The organism is Geodermatophilus sp. SYSU D00697 (assembly GCF_054050175.1).
This window is the reverse complement of the sequence record NZ_JBJGYV010000032.1, coordinates 16,928-36,192: the sequence shown is the minus strand read 5'-3', so window position 1 is coordinate 36,192 and position 19,265 is coordinate 16,928. Positions and strand designations below refer to the sequence as shown.

The 19,265-nt window shown below is 76.7% G+C and carries 17 protein-coding genes; 6 read left to right on the top strand and 11 right to left on the bottom strand.

What is annotated here, in order from left to right:
* Positions 1 to 36 precede the first annotated feature (36 nt).
* The gene (gene mraZ / locus ACI79C_RS21135; protein WP_456947657.1) at positions 37 to 471 is read right to left on the bottom strand and encodes a division/cell wall cluster transcriptional repressor MraZ; all 435 of its coding nucleotides are present in this window, start codon (positions 469 to 471) and stop codon (positions 37 to 39) included.
* 432 nt (positions 472 to 903) lie between these two features.
* Here mraZ and ACI79C_RS21130 point away from each other — a divergent pair, with 432 nt between their 5' ends.
* The 3 genes from ACI79C_RS21130 to ACI79C_RS21120 are packed head-to-tail and all read left to right on the top strand — an operon-like array spanning position 904 to position 5,713.
* Positions 904 to 1,887, top strand: a complete 984-nt coding sequence (locus ACI79C_RS21130; RefSeq protein WP_456947656.1) for an AAA family ATPase — start codon at positions 904 to 906, stop codon at positions 1,885 to 1,887.
* A gap of 14 nt (positions 1,888 to 1,901) precedes the next feature.
* Positions 1,902 to 3,257, top strand: coding sequence for a DUF58 domain-containing protein (locus ACI79C_RS21125; protein WP_456947655.1), 1,356 nt, complete (start codon positions 1,902 to 1,904; stop codon positions 3,255 to 3,257).
* Complete coding sequence (locus ACI79C_RS21120; protein WP_456947654.1) at positions 3,254 to 5,713, top strand: transglutaminase family protein; 2,460 nt, start codon at positions 3,254 to 3,256, stop codon at positions 5,711 to 5,713. The genes ACI79C_RS21125 and ACI79C_RS21120 overlap by 4 nt, the downstream gene beginning before the upstream one ends.
* 25 nt (positions 5,714 to 5,738) lie before the next feature.
* On the opposite strand, the gene ACI79C_RS21115 is transcribed toward ACI79C_RS21120, so the two are convergent.
* The 3 genes from ACI79C_RS21115 to dinB form a co-directional block, all read right to left on the bottom strand.
* Positions 5,739 to 6,074 (bottom strand): hypothetical protein, encoded by a 336-nt coding sequence (locus ACI79C_RS21115; RefSeq protein ID WP_456947653.1) that lies wholly within the window; start codon positions 6,072 to 6,074, stop codon positions 5,739 to 5,741.
* An 84-nt stretch (positions 6,075 to 6,158) separates the two neighbouring features.
* Positions 6,159 to 6,584 (bottom strand): DUF3040 domain-containing protein, encoded by a 426-nt coding sequence (locus ACI79C_RS21110; RefSeq protein ID WP_456947652.1) that lies wholly within the window; start codon positions 6,582 to 6,584, stop codon positions 6,159 to 6,161.
* Positions 6,585 to 6,742: 158 nt separating this feature from the next.
* Positions 6,743 to 7,945, bottom strand: coding sequence for a DNA polymerase IV (dinB, locus tag ACI79C_RS21105; protein WP_456947651.1), 1,203 nt, complete (start codon positions 7,943 to 7,945; stop codon positions 6,743 to 6,745).
* Between the two features lie 214 nt (positions 7,946 to 8,159).
* Between dinB and ACI79C_RS21100 the strand changes: the two genes are divergently transcribed.
* The 3 genes from ACI79C_RS21100 to ACI79C_RS21090 all read left to right on the top strand — a co-directional run bounded on the left by ACI79C_RS21100 (position 8,160) and on the right by ACI79C_RS21090 (position 10,748).
* Positions 8,160 to 8,450 carry a BatC protein gene (locus ACI79C_RS21100; RefSeq protein WP_456947650.1) on the top strand — a complete coding sequence of 97 codons (291 nt, stop codon included), beginning with the start codon at positions 8,160 to 8,162 and terminating at the stop codon, positions 8,448 to 8,450.
* Positions 8,451 to 8,758: 308 nt separating this feature from the next.
* Positions 8,759 to 9,787: a cupin domain-containing protein gene (locus tag ACI79C_RS21095; protein WP_456947649.1), complete on the top strand. Its 1,029-nt coding sequence runs from the start codon at positions 8,759 to 8,761 to the stop codon at positions 9,785 to 9,787.
* Positions 9,750 to 10,748: a sucrase ferredoxin gene (locus tag ACI79C_RS21090; protein WP_456947648.1), complete on the top strand. Its 999-nt coding sequence runs from the start codon at positions 9,750 to 9,752 to the stop codon at positions 10,746 to 10,748. Before ACI79C_RS21095 ends, ACI79C_RS21090 begins: the two co-directional genes overlap by 38 nt.
* Positions 10,749 to 10,752: 4 nt before the next feature.
* Here the strand turns inward: ACI79C_RS21090 and ACI79C_RS21085 are convergent, their stop codons facing one another.
* The 7 genes from ACI79C_RS21085 to ACI79C_RS21055 all read right to left on the bottom strand — a co-directional run bounded on the left by ACI79C_RS21085 (position 10,753) and on the right by ACI79C_RS21055 (position 19,111).
* Positions 10,753 to 11,646, bottom strand: a complete 894-nt coding sequence (locus tag ACI79C_RS21085) for a serine hydrolase domain-containing protein (protein ID WP_456947647.1) — start codon at positions 11,644 to 11,646, stop codon at positions 10,753 to 10,755.
* A 108-nt stretch (positions 11,647 to 11,754) separates the two neighbouring features.
* A complete protein-coding gene (locus tag ACI79C_RS21080; RefSeq protein WP_456947646.1) occupies positions 11,755 to 12,942 on the bottom strand; it encodes an alkaline phosphatase family protein in 1,188 nt (395 codons plus the stop codon).
* Positions 12,939 to 13,679 (bottom strand): class I SAM-dependent methyltransferase, encoded by a 741-nt coding sequence (locus ACI79C_RS21075; RefSeq protein WP_456947645.1) that lies wholly within the window; start codon positions 13,677 to 13,679, stop codon positions 12,939 to 12,941. The genes ACI79C_RS21080 and ACI79C_RS21075 overlap by 4 nt, the downstream gene beginning before the upstream one ends.
* A gap of 129 nt (positions 13,680 to 13,808) precedes the next feature.
* Positions 13,809 to 14,297 carry a VOC family protein gene (locus ACI79C_RS21070; RefSeq protein WP_456947644.1) on the bottom strand — a complete coding sequence of 163 codons (489 nt, stop codon included), beginning with the start codon at positions 14,295 to 14,297 and terminating at the stop codon, positions 13,809 to 13,811.
* A gap of 235 nt (positions 14,298 to 14,532) precedes the next feature.
* Positions 14,533 to 18,303, bottom strand: coding sequence for a DNA polymerase III subunit alpha (locus ACI79C_RS21065; protein WP_456947643.1), 3,771 nt, complete (start codon positions 18,301 to 18,303; stop codon positions 14,533 to 14,535).
* Complete coding sequence (locus ACI79C_RS21060; protein ID WP_456947642.1) at positions 18,300 to 18,785, bottom strand: SAV_6107 family HEPN domain-containing protein; 486 nt, start codon at positions 18,783 to 18,785, stop codon at positions 18,300 to 18,302. Before ACI79C_RS21060 ends, ACI79C_RS21065 begins: the two co-directional genes overlap by 4 nt.
* Positions 18,785 to 19,111 carry a DUF6504 family protein gene (locus ACI79C_RS21055; RefSeq protein WP_456947641.1) on the bottom strand — a complete coding sequence of 109 codons (327 nt, stop codon included), beginning with the start codon at positions 19,109 to 19,111 and terminating at the stop codon, positions 18,785 to 18,787. Before ACI79C_RS21055 ends, ACI79C_RS21060 begins: the two co-directional genes overlap by 1 nt.
* Positions 19,112 to 19,265 lie beyond the last annotated feature (154 nt).

Below are 19,265 nucleotides of genomic sequence, written 5' to 3'. Positions count from 1 at the left end.
CGGGGCGGGGCCCGGAGGGGGTCGGGAGGACGGGGGTCAGGAGAGGGTGGGCATCCCCTCGCTCTCCATCTCGGCGAACTTCGCCTCCTGCTCGGCCACGTAGGCGTCCCAGGTGGTCGCGTCCCAGATCTCGAAGCGGGTGTCGACGCCGACGACGACGACGTCGCGGTCCAGGCCGGCGTACTGCCGCAGGTTCGCGGGGATGGTGATGCGGCCGGTCTTGTCCGGCTCGACCTCGACCATCGACCCGAAGCTCATCCGGGCCCGCATGCGGGCCTCGGCGGTGTCGGCGGGCGCCATGCTGGCCGCGGCCTGGCTCTGCTCGGCGACCCGGGACATGGTGAGGCCGTAGATGCACCGCTCCTGCCCCTTCTTGATCACCATGCCCTCGGCCACCTGCTCACGGAACCGGACGGGGAGTGCGAGCCGGCCCTTCTCGTCGAGCCGCAGCGGATAGCTGCCGACGAACACCGGATCACCTCCCCCATCGGTCCTCCTCGTGCTCCGGGGCGCCCCCGGGACGGGCCCTGCCTCCCCACCGGGCCACACAGTAACCCACTGGGCCCCACCAGACACCACTCGACACCATGTCGTGACCGGCCTCCCCCACCCCTCCCCCTGCAGGTCAGCGCGGGGTGGGGCCGGGTGGGGCGGCGGGTGGGGCGGAGTGGGGCGCCCGGTGGGGGGAGGTGGGGCGACGAGCCCACCGGCAGGTCGTCACCCAGGGGCGGCGGGGGCCCCGGAGGGGCGGAGCAGTTGGCCGAGCCATCCGTCCGGCGTCGCACGACCGCCCGGGGGGCCGATCCCGCACGTACCGTGGGACGACGGTGACCCGGACGGGAGGTCACGCGGGGAGGGAGCAGCGTTGGGCACGTGGCCGACGAGCGCCGTCGAGGAGCGCCCGTGACCGAGCTGGCGAGGTCCCGCGGCGACGCCGCCGACGCCTCGGTCGACGTCGCGGCGGAGGGCGCCCGGATCGCGGCGAACATGGCCCGCGTCGTCCACGGCAAGCCCGACGTCGTCCACCTGGCGCTGGTGGTGCTGCTGGCCGAGGGGCACCTGCTGGTCGAGGACGTGCCCGGTGTCGGCAAGACCACGCTGGCCAAGGCCCTCGCCGCCTCGATCGACGCGAGCGTGCGCCGCATCCAGTTCACGCCCGACCTCCTGCCCAGTGACGTGACCGGGGTGTCGGTCTACGACCAGGAGACGCGGGAGTTCGAGTTCAAGCCCGGTGCGGTGTTCGCCAACATCGTCGTGGCCGACGAGATCAACCGGGCCTCCCCCAAGACCCAGTCGGCGCTGCTGGAGTGCATGGAGGAGCGCCAGGTCACCGTGGACGGGGTCAGCTACGAGCTGGCCCGGCCGTTCCTGGTGGTGGCCACCCAGAACCCCATCGAGATGGAGGGCACCTACCCCCTCCCCGAGGCCCAGCGCGACCGGTTCACCGCACGGGTCTCCATGGGCTACCCCGACCGCGAGGCGGAGCTGGCCATGCTCGACGACCTGGTGACCACCGACCCGCTGGCCTCCCTCCTCCCGGTGGCCGACGCCGCCGGGGTGCGCGCCCTCGTCGCCGCGGTCGGCCGGCTGCACGTCTCCGAGGCCGTCCGCCGGTACGTGGTGGCCCTGGTGGAGGCCACGCGCCGCTCCCCCGACCTGCGGCTGGGCGCCTCGCCGCGGGCCGGCCTCCAGCTGCTGCGCACCGCCCGGGCCACCGCCGCCCTCGCCGGCCGCGACCACGTCCTGCCCGACGACGTGCAGACCATGGCGGTCCCGGTGCTCGCCCACCGGCTGCTGCTCACCCCGGACGCCGCGGCCGCGCGCCGGCGCGCCGAGCAGGTGGTCACCGACCTGCTCGCGACCGTCCCGGTGCTCCGCGGACGCTGACGGTGCGCGGCCCCGTGGCGACGGCACTCGCCACGCTCACCCTGCGCGGCCGGTGCCTCGTGGCCGCCGGCGCGACGCTGCTCCTCCTCGGCGTGCTGCTCGGCGAGCGCCCGCTGGCACAGGTCGCGGTCTTCGTGCTGGCGCTGCCGCTGCTGTCGGCGGCCGCCGTCGCGCGCCGCCGGTTCCGCGTCGCGTCCCGGCGCACGGTGCTGCCGGCTCGGGTCCCGCGGGGCGGGTACGCCGACGTCCGGCTGGACGTCACCAACGCCGGCCGCGGCACCGGCGGGCTGTGGCTGCTGGCCGAGACCGTGCCCGCCGAGCTCGGCCCCTCCCCGGAGTTCGTGGTCGACCGCCTGGCCGCCGGCGCCACCGCGGCGCTGCACTACCGGGTCCACGGCGGGCGGCGCGGCCGCCACCGGCTGGGCCCGCTGCGGCTGCGCCTGGTCGACCCGTTCGGCCTGGTGCTGCGCAGCGTCGCGGGTGCCGACAGCGCCCCGCTGGTGGTGGTGCCGCGGGTCGTCCCGCTCGGGCCCGGCGGGCCGTCCGGCGGTCACGGGGGCGGGGGGTCCGGCGCGCGCCGGTCGATCGCCGTCCACGGCGAGGACGACGTCAGCACGCGGGCCTACCGGCACGGGGACGACCTGCGCAAGGTGCACTGGCGGGCCACGGCCCGCACCGGGGAGCTCATGGTCCGGATGGAGGAGCGCCCGTGGCGGGCGCAGGCCACCCTGCTGCTCGACACCCGGGCGCGCGCCCACCTGCTGGTCCGTGGGCACGCCGCGGCCGCCCTGGCCGCCACCGCGACCCCCGACTCCCCTCCGCCGGACAGCCTCGAGTGGCTGGTGGAGGCCGCGGCCAGCATCGGCACGGAGCTCATCGCCCGCGGCGCGACGCTGCGGGTGGTCACCGACGCCCTGGAGCTCGCCCCGGCCGAGCACCGGGACGGGCTGGGCCCGGGCGAGCTGCTCGACCGCCTCGCCGGGGTGATGCCCTCGCGGCTCTCCGGCCTGGAACCGGGCATCGAGCTGCTCGCCCGCGCGGCCGGCGACGGCCCGGTGGTCGCCCTGCTGGGCGCCGTCGGCCCCGACGAGGCCGCCGAGCTGGTGCGCGCGCGCTCGGGCCCCACGACGGACGTCGCGGTGCTCGCCGACATCGGCAGCTGGGCCGGGTCCGGGGCCACCCGGGGCCGACGGCCCGGCACCGGCGCCTCCGGCGAGCTGACCCGGCAGCAGGAGGCCGCCGCCGACGTGCTGCGCGCCGGCGGGTGGCAGGTCGCACTGGCCTCCGCCGAGAGCTCCGTCGCGTCGGTGTGGGCGCAGCTGTCCCGCCCCGGCACGGCGCCGGCCGGACTGCGGGGGGTGCGGGCGTGACCGCACCCACGCCGGTGTCCGCCGCGCACGCGCCCGGCGAGGACCGGGGAGGGCCGGCAGGCGGCTCCCGGCCGCGCCCGCCGCTCCGGGACGCCGGTACGACCCTGGCCGCGGCGGCCGCCACCGGGCTCGGCGCCTTCGCGCTGGTCCCGGTCTTCACCGACCGCAGCTGGCTGCCGCCGGTGCTGGCCGCCGTCGCCGTCGTCGCCGTGGGTGGGCTGTTCCTCCGCGCTGCCGGCGCGGCGCTGGAGGCTCGGCTGTTCGCGGACCGGCCGGTCCCGAGTGCGTGGGCCGCCCTCGGCGTGCCCCTGGTCCCGCTCGGCCAGCTGGCCCTGCTCGGTTGCCTGCTCACCGCGCTCTTCGCCCCCGCCCGCGCCGGTGACGGGTTCCTGCCCACCGGCGACAGCGCAGCCGACCTGGCCTCCGTGCTGGTCGACGGGACCGCGGAGCTGCGCGAGCAGTCCACCCCGGCGCTGCCGCTGACCGGCCTGCTGGCGCTGACCACGGTGCTGGTCGGGCTGGTCGCGGTGGCGGTCGACCTGGTCGCCGTCGGCGGGCGCCAGCCGGCGCTGGCGGGGCTGGGGCTGCTCATCCTGTTCTGCGTCCCGGTGAGCACGGTGACAGGGACGATCGGCGCGCTGCCGGTGGCCGCTCCCGCGGCCGGCCTGGCGCTGCTGCTGTGGGCCGACCAGCACCGGCGGCTGGGCGGGCGGCCGGCGGAGGGACGCCGCCCGCTGCTGGGGACCGGCACGCTGGCCGCCGTCCGCACCGGGGCGGTGGCCGTCGTCCTCGGCCTGGTCGTCGGTGCGGTCGTGCCCACCCTGACCGAGGGCTCCTTCGCCGGCGGGATCGGCCGCGGCGCGGGCGGCGGCGCGACCGGGACGGCCCTGGACCCGGCGGCCGCGCTGCAGGGGCAGCTGACCCTCCCGGAGCCGATCGACCTGCTGCGCGTCGACGCCTCGGTGGAGGACCCGGGCTACCTGCGGGTGGTCGCCCTCGAGGTCTACGACAACGACGAGGGCTGGGCCGCCGGCAACCTCGACGGCGAGGCCTCGGTGGCCGGCAACGAGCGGCTGGCACCCCTGCCCGGACGGCGCGACGGCCGGCCCGTCGACGCGCTGATCACCGCCCTCGACCACGAGGACCGCTTCCTCCCGGTGCTCTACTCCCCCCTCGCCGTGCAGGTCGCGGACGCCGAGCACTGGCGGATCGACCCCTCCACCACCACCGTCTTCGGCCGCGACGCGACCACCGCGGGACGGACCTGGTCGGTGGCCTCGGTCGAGCCCCGGCCCAGCGAGGAGGAACTGGCCGGCGCGCAGGCGCTGCCGGCGGAGCTCCCACTCGTCCAGCGCTACACCGCCCTGCCACCGCTGGACCCCAGCGTCCCGGAGCTGGTCACCCGGCTCACCGACGGGCTGACCACCCCCTACGAGCGGGTCCGGGCCGTCTACGACCACTTCACCGACCGGGACAACGGCTTCGTGTACTCGCTGTCCACGGCCCCGGGCACCACCGGCGACGACCTCGCCGACTTCCTGCGGCTGCGGCGGGGCTACTGCGAGCAGTACGCGGGGGCGATGGCGGTCCTGGTGCGCGCGGCGGGCGTGCCCGCCCGGGTCGTCCTCGGCTACACCCCCGGCACCGTGCAGCCCGACGGCAGCCGGCTGGTCACCAGCGACGACGCGCACGCGTGGGTGGAGGTCTACTTCGACGACCTGGGGTGGATCCCGTTCGACCCCACGCCCATCGACGTGGACCGGGCGGTGGACCTGCCGTGGTCGCCCCGCGTCCAGGACCAGGAGGCCGACCCGCGCGCCGACGTCCCGTCCGCGCCGGCCCCCGCACCGGTTCCACAGGCGCCCCGGGCGGAGCCGGTGCCCCAGTCCACGCCGGTGACGCCGCGGGCCGAGGAGTCGGCGCAGTGGGTGCGACCGGTGCTGCTCGGCGCGGCGACGGTCCTGGGCGCCGCGGGCCTGGCCGCCGTCCCCGCCGGACTGCGGGCCCTGCAGCGACGGCGCCGGGTGGGCAGCGGGGACCCCGCCGCGCTCTGGGACGAGCTGACGGCGACCGCACTGGACGTCGGCCTGGAGACCGACCCGGCGCGCACGCCGCGGCAGGTGGCCGAGCAGCTGTCCGCGGCGGTGGCCGACCGCGGCGGGAGGGGTGGTGCGCACCGGACCGGCGGTCCCCGTCCGGACGCCACCGACGCCGTCGCCCGGCTGGCCCGCGCCGAGGAGTCGGCCAGCTACGCGCGGCCGGGCAGCGCACTGCCGGCCGGACCGGAGCTCCGGGCGGCGCTGGACACCGCCCGCCGCGGGCTGCTGTCGACGGCGCCGCGGTGGACCCGGCTGCGGGCGCTGCTGTGGCCGGCGTCCCTGGTCACCGCCCTGCGGGTCCGGCTGCCCCGGCCGGCCTGGTCACGGCTGGGGCGGCGGACGGCGCTGCGGGGCTGAGCCGGCCGATGGGGGCCGGCCCGGGTCAGGCCGGGCGGTCCACCTGCAGCCGCAGGACCCGCTCGGTGAGCTCGGTCAGGGGCACCGCCGGCCCGCCGCTCCCGGCGGAGACCACGGCCGCGACGATGCCGCCGGCCAGCCAGCCGGGGATCTCGGCGAGGAGGGTGTCCAGGTCGAGGAACACCGGCGCCTCACCGGGGTCGGCGGCGGCACCGGCCTCCGCGGTGGCCAGCTCCGCGGAGGTCCACAGCGGGACCACGTCGCGCCCGTCGTCGCCGGTCCAGGGGACGATGCCGTCGGCGTCCCCCCAGCCCCACAGCCCTCCGGCCGCGGCCAGGGCCGCCCACACCGGTTCGGTCACGTCCCCCTCCTCCGGGTCTGCGGCCCCCGACGCGCGACAGCCGCCGTCCGGAGGGGACGGCGGCTGTACGGCGGGGCTGTCGGGCTACTGGTCGTAGCGGCGGCGGAACCGCTCCTCGAGCCGGTTCTTCAGCGGCTGCCGACGGGGCTTGCCGCCGCGGCCGCGGGGAGCCGGACCGCCGGTGGCACCGGCTGAACCCGCCTCGGCCACACCGGTGGCGTTCTTGTAGTTGAGCACGGCGAGCGCGAGCCCGCCGAAGGCGATCAGGAAGCCGAGGACACCGAGCGGCACCCACGACGCCACGGCGCCGCCCACCAGGACGGCCATCCCGACCAGGACGAGGAGAGCGCCCAGCTGCAGTCTGCGGCGGGCCTTGATCCGGCGGTCACCGGTGCGGACGGACGAGGCGAACTTCGGATCGTCATCGACGAGGGCGCGCTCGATCTGCTCCAGCAGTCGCTGTTCGTGCTCGGAGAGCGGCACGTCGACCTCCAGGTGGGCCAAAGCCAAGACCCGACGGCGGTGCCCGCCGTCGGTGACATCGAGGATACGAGCCCTTTGCGGGGCGCGAAAGGCGAGTCGGCCCCGACCCGCCGTGATCACTCTCGTGGGTGGGACGGGGCCGTCGGGAAGACGAACGGGCGCGGCCGCGGGTTCCCCCGGGCCGGTCAGCGGACGGACTGCCCGCCGCGGTGCAGGAGGGTCGCCGGGCGCACCGCCCCGGCCCCGAACCGGCGGGCCGCCCGGTCGGCGGCGAGCTCGGCCTCCCGGCGGCCGTGCTCGCGGGCGCCCAGCTCCAGCTGCCGGGGGGCGGAGCCGGCCTCCACCAGGCGCTCGGCGCGCACGCCGACCAGCCGGATCCGCGCCCGCTGCAGGCCCAGGGCGTCGAACAGCGCGCGGGCGGTGTCGTAGAGCTCCTGCCCGACGTCGGTGGGGACCCCGAGGGTGCGCGAGCGGGTGATCGTGGTGAAGTCGGCGAAGCGGACCTTGATGGTCACGGTGCGGGCCAGCCAGCCCGCCGAGCGCAGCCGGCCCGCCGTCCGCTCGGACAGCCGCAGCAGCTCGCGGTGGATGACCGCCGGGTCGTCGACGTCGGTGCCGAAGGTCTCCTCGTGCCCGGTGGACCGCTCCGGCTCGTCGGGCACCACGCGGCGGGGGTCGCGGCCCCACGCCAGCTCGTGCAGGTGCGTGCCGGCGGCCTGGCCCACCGCCCGCTGCAGGGTGCGCACCGGCACGTGGGCGAGGTCGCCCACCGTGCGCAGCCCGAGCCGCACCAGCACCTCCTCGGTCTTGGCCCCCACCCCCCACAGGGCGCCGACCGGCAGCGGGTGCAGGAACGCCATGACCTCGGCCGGGCGGACGACCAGCAGCCCGTCGGGCTTGGCGCGGGTGGAGGCCAGCTTCGCGACGAACTTCGTGCCGGCCACGCCCACCGAGCAGGTGATGCCCTGCTCGTCGTAGACCCGGGCGCGGATGTACTCCCCGATCTCGGCCGCGTCGCCCAGCCGGCGCCCGGCGCCGGAGACGTCGAGGAAGGCCTCGTCCATGCTCAGCGGCTCCACGAGCGGGGTGATCGAGCGGAACAGCGCCATGACCGCGCGGGAGACCTCGCCGTAGAGCGCCATGTCCCCCGGCAGCACCGTCGCGGTCGGGCACAGCCGCAGCGCCCGGGACGTCGGCATCGCGGCGTGCACCCCGTAGCGGCGGGCCTCGTAGGTGGCCGAGGTGACCACCCCGCGGTTGCCGGCCCCGCCGACGATCACCGGGGTGCCGGCCAGCTCGGGGCGGCGGCGCACCTCGACGCTGGCGAAGAACGCGTCCATGTCGACGTGCAGCACGGTGCAGCCGGCGGCGCGGGCGGACTGGCTCATGACCCCTTCCCGACCTCGAACACGTGTTCGACGGACGAGAGGACGGTAACGCCCTCGGCACGGTCCGGGCACCTCCACCCCGTGTCGTGACCGACCCGTTGCCGACACGCCGTTCCCGCTGGTCGGAGCGGGAGTGTGAGAGCAGGATCGGTGAGGTACAGCACGCCCGGAGGGCCACCACCCGGTGGCCCGCGACCGATGCGATCGGAGACCCATGGCGCTCGACGACGATGACATGACCACCGCCGGCGTGGGCGACGGCGGCGCTGATGGCGGTGCCGACGGCGGCGCCGACGGTGGTGCCGACGGCGGCGCGGACGGCGGCGCCGGTCACGGCCCTGCCGACGGCGGGGCGGCCGGTGGCGGCTCCGACGGTGGCGCGGACGGCGGTGCCGATGGTGGCGCGGACGGCGGTGCTGATGGCGGCGCGGACGGCGGTGCCGATGGTGGTGCCGACGGCGGTGCTGATGGCGGTGCCGACGGCGGCGCGGACGGTTCCGCCTGACCGAGAACCCCGCCGCGCAGGGCCGGCCGGACCCCCGGCCGGCCCTGCGTCGGTGCACCGCCCTCGACCCGCAGGTCTTCGCGCGGGAGTACTGGTCGCGCCGGCCGCTGCTCACCCGCGCCGAGGAGACCGGCGGGTCCTTCGCCGACCTGCTCGACCTGGCCGCGGTCGACGAGCTGCTCTCCCGGCGGGGGCTGCGCACCCCCTTCCTGCGGATCGCCAAGGACGGCGCCGTCGTCGACCCCAAGCGGTTCACCACCTCGGGGGGCGCCGGGGCCGAGATCGCCGACCAGGTCTCCTCCGACGCGGTGCTGCGGCTGTTCGCCGACGGCAGCACCGTCGTCCTCCAGGGCCTGCACCGGCTGTGGCCACCGCTGATCGAGTTCGCCGACCAGCTGGCTGCCGACCTGGGTCACCCGACGCAGGTCAACGCCTACGTCACCCCGCCGTCCTCCCGCGGATTCTCCCCGCACTACGACGTGCACGACGTCTTCGTGCTGCAGGTCGCCGGCGAGAAGCACTGGCGCATCCACGAGCCGGTGCTGCCCGACCCGCTGCGCACCCAGCCCTGGAACGACCGGGCCGCCACCGTCGCCGCCGCCGCCGAGCGCGAGCCGGTCATCGACGCGGTGCTGCGGCCCGGCGACGCCCTCTACCTGCCCCGCGGCCACCTGCACTCGGCGGTCGCGCTGGGCGAGATCAGTGCGCACCTGACCATCGGCGTGCACCCGGTCACCCGCTGGGCGGCCGCCGAGTCGGTGCTCGACCTCGTGCGGGTGCTCGCCGCCGAGGACCCCGAGCTGCGCCGCTCGCTACCCCTGGGCGTCGACCTGGCCGACCCGGGCGCCGTGGCCGACGACGTGGCGGCGGTCGTGGCGGGCCTCAGGGAGTGGCTGGGCCGGGTCGACCCGGCCGAGGTCGCCGACCGGCTCCGGTCGCGGACCTGGGCGCAGGTGCGGCCCGAGCCCGTCGCGCCGCTGGCCCAGGCCGCCGCGGCGTCGGCCCTGTCCCCCGACACCGTGCTGCGGGTCCGCCGCCGGCTGCGCTGCCAGCTGCGCGAGCCGGTCGACGGCCGGGTCACGCTGGTCGCCGGGCGACGGTCGCTGGAGCTGCCGGCCGACACCCGTCCCGCCCTGGCCGGTCTGCTGGCCGCCGGCGAGCTCAAGGTCGCCGACCTGCCCGGCCTGGACGCCGCCGACCAGCTCACCCTGGCCCGTCGGCTGGTCACCGAGTCCATCGCGGTGGTCCCGGACGCGGCCGTGCCGGACGCCGTCGTCGGGACCGCGCCCGCGGGGCACGATGAGGGACGTGACCGCGGGCCCGGGACCGGAACGTGAGCCGGCCGGGCCGCACGGCGTGACGGACCCGGCCGACTTCTGCCGACCGGCGGAGGCACCCGGACGTCCGGTCGGCCGGATCGACGAGGACCGCTGCTCGGTGCGGGCGCTGCGCCGGGGTGACTCGGGGGTCGCCACGGCCTCCCCGGCCCAGCGCTGGCTGCTCATCGAGCAGACCGGACCGTGGGGCGTCGACGCGCTCACCCAGTCGCGCTTCGACGCCGCCGTCGCCCCGCGGCTGGCCCACCGCGCCCGGCAGGAGAACGTGCGGGTGCTGCTCGTCCGCCGGCCCGGCGACCGGGAGGCCGACTCCCGGCGGCGGTGGGCCTACGTCGACGGGCGGCCGGGGCGCGAGGGCCTGTGGTGGTCGGTGCGCACCAGCGACGCGGAGCTGGTCGACGTGCCGTGGGACGGCTCGGTGGGCGAGCCCGCCGTCGGGCCCACCTACCTGGTGTGCGCGCACGGCGGGCACGACGCCTGCTGCGCGCTGCGCGGCCGCCCGCTGGCCCGGGTGCTCCCGGCCGAGGACGTGTGGGAGTGCAGTCACCTCGGCGGTGACCGGTTCGCCGCCAACGTGCTCGTGCTGCCGCACGGCTTCTACTACGGGCAGGTCCCCGACGACGGCGCGGCCCTGGTGGGCGCGCACGCCCGCGGCGAGGTGGCCCTGCCGTGGCTCCGGGGCCGCGCCGGCTGCCCGCCGCCGGTGCAGGCCGCCCAGCACACCGCCCGCGCGGAGCTGGGGCTGCTCGGCATCGACGCCCTCCCGCCGCGGGGGGTACGCCGGCTGACCCCGGCCGGAGCCGAGGTCGAGCGGTGGGTGGTGACCCTCGCCGGCCCGGACGGCGACGTGGTGGCCGAGGTCGAGAGCCACCCGTCGGAGGAGGCGGCGCGGCTGACCTGCCGGGCGACCCACGACGCGCACACCCGGACCTGGTCGGTGCGGCTGGTCTCCGCGGTCTGAGGGGTCAGGCCGCGTCCTGCACCGGTGGGACGACGCCGTGCTCGGCCAGCGTGCCGTACAGCGACGTCGCCAGGGCCCGGATCTGGTCGTCGTCCGGTCTGCTGTTCAGGTTGACGGCCACGATCAGCCCGGTGTCCGGGAAGTAGACGTGCAGGGCCCGGAAGCCGAACGTCGCGCCCTCGTAGAACCAGTTGGTGCCCAGCGCGTCGGTCATCTGGGCGACGCCGAGCCCGAACCCCCGGGGATCGGCGGGGGACGTCCGCTCGATGGGCTGCCCCGTCGCCGTCGACACCAGGCTCAGCAGCTCGTCCTGCTGCTGCGGCGGCAGCAGCTCCCCCTCGTACAGCGCGCGTTCCCAGCGGGTCATGTCGGCGGTCGTGGCGAGGATGCCCCCGGCGCCGCGCGCCCAGGACAGGCTGTTCCGGCTGATGTCCTGCCCGAACAGCGGCGCCATCTCGGGGTCCGCGGTCTGCACGTAGTAGGCGGCCGGCACGCGGTCGATGATCCGGTCGGGGTAGACGTTCGGGCGGTAGAACGTGTCCTCCAGGCCCAGCGGCTCGAACAGCCGCTCCGTCAGCTGGTCCTCGTAGCTGTCCCCGGTCGCCGCCTCGACGATCAGCTCGCCGAGCACGTAGTTGGTGTTCGAGTAGCTGTACCCGGTGGTGGCCGGAACGCCGTCCACGTACGCGATCAGCTCCTCCGGCGAGAAGTCCCGCAGCGGGTCGGCGACGTAGGAGGCGAGCATGGCCGGCTGGTCGTCGTAGGTCGGGATGCCGCTGGTCATGCTCAGCAGCCGCCGGATCGAGACGTCGGCCCACTGCGGGTACTGCGGGAGCCACTCGGTGACGGTGTCGTCGATCGAGAGGCGGCCCTCGGCCTCGAGCTGCAGCAGGAGCACCGAGGGTGCTCATCGCGGACTCCGCCCGGGCGGGATCAGGGACACCGAACGGCCGGACTGTCGTCCTCCCCGGCCGGAGCCGTCAACGGCTGACCGCCGTGCGCGCGGTCAGGAGAGGGCGCGGCCCCGCGCGGCGAGCAGCGGGATGGCCAGCTCGGTCGCGGTGAGTGAGCCGTGGTAGCCCACCAGCCGGCTCGGGCCGGGCTCCCGCTCCGTCGCGGTGAGCGCCCACGTGCCGCGCGCCAGCGCGACGACGTCGCCGATCCGGGCCGCCATGCCGTCGTCCACGGGGCCGAAGACGCCGCTGGCGACGGCCTCGTCGCGCCCGGCGACCCACGCGCGGTCGCCCAGCACCTCCCGCCACCGGGCCAGCAGGTCGGCCTCACTGCCGGGGACGGCGTGCAGGTACCGGGCCCGCGGTTCCCCGGCGAGCAGCCGCACGCCGTCTGTCAGGTCGGGCTCGGCGTCGAGGTCGATGCGGGTGTGCGGCGGGACGTCGAACATCCCGTGGTCGGCGGTGACCAGCAGCGCGGCGTCGTCCGGGAGGCCGGCGACGACCTGCTCGACGAGCCGGTCGACCAGGGCCAGCTGCGCCCGCCAGCTGGCGGAGTCGACCCCGCGCACGTGGCCGGTGAGGTCGAGCTCGGCGGTGTAGCCGTAGACGAGGGTCCGGGGCGCGGCGGCCAGCGCCTGCAGCAGCCCGGCGGCGAGGTCGCCGGCGCCGACCGTCCCGGAGTAGCGGGCGCCGCGGTAGGCGGCCTGGGTGAGGCCGCTGCCGGCGAAGGCGTAGGGCGCGACGGCGGTGACCGGCACGCCTGCGGCGACGGCCTGCTCGAAGACGCTGCGGCGCGGCTGCCAGGTGGCCGGGTCCGGGTCGTCGGACCACTGGATGTGGTTGAGGGTCCGCTCCTCCCCCGTGGCTCCCGCCCCTCCGGGAACGATCGTGACGAAGCCGAGGACGCCGTGGCTGCCCGGCGGCAGGCCGGTGCCGAGGCTGGTGAGGCTGACCGGTGTGGTGCTGGGGCAGGGGGCGGAGAGGTCGCCGGCCGGGGTGGCCAGTCCGGCCAGGGTGGGCGCGAGGTCGGCGTGCGCCCGGACCAGGTCGGCGCCGAGCCCGTCGACCAGGAGCACCGCCACGCGGCGGGCGCCGGCCAGCGCGGCGGTGAGGCCGAGCGGGTCGGCGCTCAGGCCGTCGCGCTCGACGGGGACGCCGAGCGCGGTCGCGACGCCCGGGAGGACGTCGGCCAGGGTGGCGGTCCCGTAGGCGGGGCGCTGCAGGTCCGCCGGGAGGCTCACGGACGGGTGGCCAGGACGTGCAGCCCGGCGGCGACGTCGCGGTAGGGCGAGCTGCCGGCCAGGGCCAGCTCCAGCCGGCGGACGGCGTCGGGGTCGGCGCCCGAGGCGACGTCGAGCAGGTCGGCCACCACCGACACCCCGCGCCAGGTGCCCGGCCGCAGGCCGGCGGCCTCGACGAGGGCCAGCAGGCCGTCGGGGGTGAACCGGCGGCGGCCGGGGCGGGCGGGGTCGCGGCCCTCGACCATGGCCAGTGCCTCGACCGGGTGACCGGCGGCGGCGCGGGCGAGGACGGCACCGGCGCGGTTGGCGCTGGCCACGCTGGCGGTGCCGCCGGGGCGCAGCGCCCGGGCGATCTCGCGGAGCGTGGTGGCGGGGTCGTCGACGACCTCGAGCACCGAGTGGCACAGCGCGAGGTCGTAGCTGCCCTCGCCGTCGTCGCCGGGCGGGATCACCTCGTGCAGCAGGTCGCCGTCACCCTGCACGCCGTGCACCCGCTCCCCGACCCCCGCGGTCTGCGCCCGGCGGGTGAGGGTCGCGAGGGCGTCCGCGCTCGGGTCGACCACGGTGACCTGGTGGCCGAGGCGGGCCAGCGGGACGGCGAAGTTGCCGCTCCCCCCGCCGACGTCGAGCACGCGCAGCTCGGTGCCCGCCGCGACGACCGGGTCGAGCGCGGCCCAGACGGCGGCCACGCGGGCGGGCAACTGGTCCGCGGAGGAGGCGGGAGCAGACGGCGGCACCCGTCGGAGCCTAGTGGCGGGCGCCGCACGTCACAGCGACACGCGGGGCACGCTCAGGCGCGCCCCGCCGCCTGCGCCCCGCCGCCGGGCCGGGCGCGGGCCGGGCGCGGACCGCCGCCTGCGGCACGCTCAGGCGGGCACCTGGTCCGCGGCCCGCCGGATCTCGGCGATGTCGATGCGGCGCATCTGCAGCATCGCCTGGGTGGCGCGCTGCGCCCGGCCGAAGTCGGGGTCGTTGAGCAGGCTTAGCATCTCGACGGGGACGACCTGCCAGGAGACGCCGAACCGGTCCTTGAGCCAGCCGCACATGCTCTCCTCGCCGCCGTCGGCGGTGAGCCGGTCCCAGTAGTGGTCGACCTCCTCCTGGTCGGCGCACATGATCTGGAAGGAGATCGCCTCGCTGAACGAGAACTGCGGCCCGCCGTTGAGGGCCGTGTACTCCTGCCCGTCGAGGGTGAAGTCGACGGTGAGGACGTCGCCCTCCTTCATCGGCGGCGGCATGTCGGGGCCGTAGCGGGTGACCTGCCCGATCGAGCTGTTCGGGAAGACCGAGGTGTAGAGCTGGGCGGCCTGCTCGGCCTGGCCGTCGAACCACAGGCACGGGATCTGCTTGGGCATCGGGTTCCTCCGCGGTCGGTGCTGCTCGTCATGAGGTAGACGCCGCGGCGGCGCGGAACTCATCGGGTGGTCGGCGCCCGCGGCGGTGTGCGGTCCCGGCTGACGCCCGCGGTGGTGTGCGGTCCCGGCGCGTCCCGGCCGGAGAGCGCGCCGGGACCGCACACCACCGGACGGCGGCGCCCGACCACCGGACGCGGCGCCCGGCTCCCGGGCGGCCGCGCACGGCTGCCCGCGCTCAGTGGCCGGAGCTGCCGGGGCTGGAGTGCCACAGCTTGCGCGGCGCCGCCGCGGCCCGGCGGGCCGCGGTCGCGGCGTCGTCCCCGGCCGGCTTGATGTCGGCGTAGGGCGACATCCGGAAGCCGGTCGGGTGGACCAGCACCGGCTTGACCACCACCGGCCGGGACCCGTGCGAGGCCGCCGCCCCGGTGATGGCCGCCTCCGTGTACTCCCCCGGCGCGGCCATGTGCTCGGCCACCGCGGCCGCGCCGCCGGCCTCCCAGGCCTCGTGCAGTGCGGGCAGCTCCCACGCCCCGGTGGCCCGCAGGGACACCCCCCGCGGGCCGGTGCGCCGCAGCACCCCGCGGATCACCAGCAGCCACGAGTGGAAGACCGTGGCGGCGTAGGGCCCCTGGGCGTCCTCGAAGAAGGTGGAGTCGGTGCACCCGGTGCCGTCGTCGAGGGTCACGAAGACCACCCGGCGGCCGGAGCGGATCGGCGGGGTCTGGGTCGCCACCTTGACGCCGGCGACGAGCACCTCCGCGCCGCTGCGGCAGCCGAGCAGCTCCCCCGCCGGGACCGCGCCGATCGCGGCGAGGAACGGCCGGTAGAAGTCGACGACGTGCCGGCTGGCGTCCAGCCCGAGCACCTCGAGCTCGGCCCGCACCAGCTCGGCGTCGGTGAACTCGGGCAGCCCGCTGCCCTCCGCCCAGCTCAGCCCGGCTCCGCCCGCCTCCTCGCCACCGTCCTCCTCGCCGGGGAGCTCCAGGCCCATGAGGTCGAGGCTGAGCTGCCCGTTCGAGCTCGCCCGCGCGCCGCTGCGGCTCCACCGGTCGAGCTCGCCGATCTGCAGCAGCAGGTCGCGCCGGGTGACCTGCCGGCGGCTGCGGGAGGGGCGGCCGGCCTCGCGGTCGCGGACCCCGAAGCCGTAGAGGGAGTCGAAGCCGCCGGCCAGCACCAGCCGCTCGACCACCGGCCGGGACACCGACGCCCGGTGCCAGAAGTCGGTCAGCGACCGGTAGGGCTGCCCCGCGACGACGCGGGCCACCTCCTCCTCGGCGATGCCCTTGACGTCGGCCAGCGACAGCCGGAGGCCGTAGCGGGACGGGTCGGCCATCGAGGCGGGCATCCACTCGGGCCGCTGCCAGGACGGTTCCTCGTCGCCGAGCCGCTCCACCCGGTAGGTGCCGGCCGAGGCGTTGACGTCGAGCCCGAGCACCCGGACGCCGAAGTTGCGGGCGTCGTCGAGGATCAGCCGCTTCGGGTACATGCCCGGGTCGTGGGTGAGCACCCCGGCCAGGAACGCCGCCGGGTGGTGCGCCTTGAGCCACGCCGACTGGTAGGTGGGCAGGGCGAAGGCCGCGGCGTGCGCCTTGCAGAACCCGAACGAGCCGAAGGCGACCAGCACCTCCCAGACCTGCTCGGCCACCTCCGGCGGATAGCCCTCGGCCAGCGCACGCGGGACGAACCAGGTGCGCACCTCGGGGTGGGCGTCCTTCTCCCCCAGGGCGCGGCGCACCTCGTCGGCCTCGGCGAGGGTGCAGCCGGTCATCCGGGACACGACCTGCAGCACCTGCTCGTGGAAGACCACGACGCCGGCGGTCTGCTCGAGCGCGAAGGCGAGGTCGGGGTGCGGGTAGACCGCCTCCCGCCAGCCGTTCCGGGCCATGAGGAACGGGGTCACCATGTCGCTCTTCACCGGCCCGGGCCGGAACAGCGAGATGTCGATGATGATGTCCTCGAACGTCTCCGGCCCGAACTTGCCGACCAGCTCGCGCTGGCCCGGCGACTCGATCTGGAACATGCCGAGGGTGCGGGTGCTGCGGATCAGCTCGAACGTCGTCGGGTCGTCACGCGGGACCGCGTCGATGTCGACGACCTCGCCGTCGACCCGGGCCACCTCGTCGAGGGCGTGGGCGATCGCCGACTGCATCCGGATGCCCAGCAGGTCGAGTTTGAGCAGTCCGAGCTCCTCGACGTCGTCCTTGTCGAACTGGCTCATCGGGTAGCCCAGGTAGCTGTTCTCCACCGGGGTGCGGTCGAGCAGCGTGGCGTCGGAGAGCAGCACCCCGCACGGGTGCAGCGCGATGTGCCGGGGCAGCCCGTCGAGGCGCGCGACGAGGTCGAACAGCAGGTCCAGGTCGCCGGTGCCGCCGGTTCGTTCGGACCCGAACCGGCTGGCCCGCAGCTCCGGCAGGTCCTTGAGGGCGGCGTGCACCTGGTTGGCCCGGATGTGCGGGAAGGCCTTGGCCACCGCGTCGATCTCGGCCGGGGGCAGCCCGAGCGCGGCGCCGACGTCGCGGATGGCGTGCCGCACCCGGTAGGTGTCCATCATCGAGATGCAGCTGACCCGATGGGCGCCGAAGCGCTCGATCACCGAGTCGTACACCTCCATCCGGCGCGCGGACTCCACGTCGATGTCGACGTCGGGGAGCTGGTGGCGCAGCGGGGAGAGGAAGCGCTCCATCAGCAGGCCGTAGCGGATCGGGTCGACGTCGGAGATGCCGAGCAGGTAGGTGACCAGGCTGCCCGCACCCGAGCCGCGCGCGGCCGCACGGACCCGCAGGCCCCTGATGAGGTCGACCACGTCGGCGACGGTGAGGAAGTAGGACGGGTAGCCGAGGGCGTCGATCACCTCGAGCTCCTCCTCGAGGCGCACCCGCACCCGCTCGGTGAGCGTCATCCCGCGCCGGCCCAGCCCCGCCTCGCAGCGGGCGCGCAGCACCTGCGACGGGCTCATCCCCTGCTCGGCCGGGGTGGTGACCACGTCGAGCTCGGGATAGCGCACCGTGCCGATGCCGAGGTCGGCCCGGACGTCGACGGCGCACTGCTCGGCCAGCCGGGCGGTGCGCTCGAGCAGCCGCAGCACCGCGTCGCGGTCGGGCCCGACGACGTCCTCGGCGACCTCGGCCATCTCCTTGCCCGACTTCAGGTACCCCTCGGCGGTGCGCCGGTCGACGTGCCGGGCGTCCAGTGGCACCAGCCGGCGTGCGGCGTCGAGGACGTCGGCGGTGGGGGCGTCGAGGGCGTCGACGTAGCGGACGGCGTTGGTGAGCACCACCGGCACGTCCTCCGCGGCCGCGAAGCGCAGCAGCGCCTGCGCCCGGGAGCGGTCGCCCCGGCCGCGGTGGTGGACCAGCTCGAGCACCAGGGAGCCGGGGCCGAAGACCGCGCGCCAGGCGGCCAGCCGGGCGGAGGCGACGTCAGCCCGGCCCGCGGTCAGCGCCCGGCCCACCGGGGAGTCCGGCCCCAGGAGGGCGACCAGCCCCGGCGCGTGCTCGGCGGCCAGCGCCAGCGAGCTCACCGGCTCGCCGCGCGTGCCGCGCAGGTGGGTGGCGCTGGTCAGCCGGCACAGCGACCGCCAGCCGGCGCCGTCCCGGGCGAGGAAGGTGACCCGGGGCAGCCGGGGGTCGACGCTGGCCCCACCCCGGGCCGGCACGCGGCGACCCGACCCGGCGCGGCCGGGCGCGCCGGGTGGCCCGTCCGGCCGGCGCGCACGCGTCCGCTCCGCGGAGTGCCCACCTCCCAGCACCGGCGCCAGGGCCGGCGGCACCGTGCTGTCGACCGCGGGCACGACGGCGAGGTCCACCCCGAAGACCGGCCGGACGTCGGCCGCCCGGCAGGCGAGGGCGAACTTGACCGCGCCGTAGAGCCCGTCGCGGTCGGTCAGCGCCAGGGCCTGCATGCCGTGCTCGGCAGCCCGGTTCACCAGGTCGGCCGGGTGGTTGGCCCCGTACTGCATGGAGTAGCCCGAGGCGACGTGGAGGTGGACGAAGGGGTCGGCCGTCACCGCCTGTTCCGGTGCTCGGAGCCGCCGACCACCCGCGGGCGGGCGCGCCGGGGCGCCTCAGGTTCCGGGTCGCTGCCCAGGCAGCTCTCGACCACGGTGAGGAAGGCCCGGACGTCGCGGACCAGGTCGTCGGCCTCGCGCTCGGTGACCGCCCGGGAGAGCCCGGCCTCCGCGGCCGCCCGCTTGGCGGCGCCGGCGGCGAAGAACGTGGCCCACTCCCCCAGCTCCGGCGCGACCTGGCCGAGCAGCACCCAGGCGCTGCGCGGCCGACGGCGCCCGGACTCCGGCCGCGTGCGGGCGGCCAGCACCGCCGCGGCGGCCCGCAACGCGCCGAGGTGCGCGGTGGCGTAGCGCTGCCGGGCGTCGGTGCTCGCCGCGGCCTCGGCCAGCGCTCGGGAGGCCTGGTCGAGCAGCTGCGTGGCCGCCGGCGGCAGTGGCGGGGGCAGGGGGAGCTGATCGGCCACGACGCGGACCGCGCCCATCAGTCGTGCACCCGCACGAGCGACCACCGGTTGGCCGTGGACTCCCAGCTGAGGTCGAAGACGCCGGCGAAGCTCATCCGCGACCGCCCGGCCCGGACCGCCTCGACCCGCCACACCTCACGCGTGGCGACCAGCTCGGCGGAGGCGCCGCCGGCCTCCTCGGGACCCCGCTGCCACCACGGTGCGGTCTCCACCCACGAGTCGAGCAGCTCTCCCACGACGTACCGCGACTGGCCCCGCCAGAACTGCGCCGGGCCGAGGGACCCCCGCTCGACCTGCACCTCTTCGCCGACCCGACCGCCGACCCCACCCAGCACCCGGCTCATGACAGACTCCCCACCGCTCTGCGCCGACCCGGCCGGCCCGCCCGCCACACCGGGTGGGGAAGGACCCGGGTGCGGCGGGAGGTCGACCGCTGTTCGAACGCGTGTTCGAACGAGGTCGAGTAGACCCGACCGCACCGACACTCGTCAAGCGGAG

Coding starts and splice junctions, on each gene's coding strand:
- dinB (WP_456947651.1), bottom strand. CDS start 7,945: ATGAGCCAGTCCGCCCGCGCCGCCGGCTGCACCGTGCTGCACGTCGAC.
- ACI79C_RS21100 (WP_456947650.1), top strand. CDS start 8,160: ATGGCGCTCGACGACGATGACATGACCACCGCCGGCGTGGGCGACGGC.
- ACI79C_RS21090 (WP_456947648.1), top strand. CDS start 9,750: ATGAGGGACGTGACCGCGGGCCCGGGACCGGAACGTGAGCCGGCCGGG.
- ACI79C_RS21070 (WP_456947644.1), bottom strand. CDS start 14,297: ATGCCCAAGCAGATCCCGTGCCTGTGGTTCGACGGCCAGGCCGAGCAG.
- ACI79C_RS21060 (WP_456947642.1), bottom strand. CDS start 18,785: ATGGGCGCGGTCCGCGTCGTGGCCGATCAGCTCCCCCTGCCCCCGCCA.
- ACI79C_RS21055 (WP_456947641.1), bottom strand. CDS start 19,111: ATGAGCCGGGTGCTGGGTGGGGTCGGCGGTCGGGTCGGCGAAGAGGTG.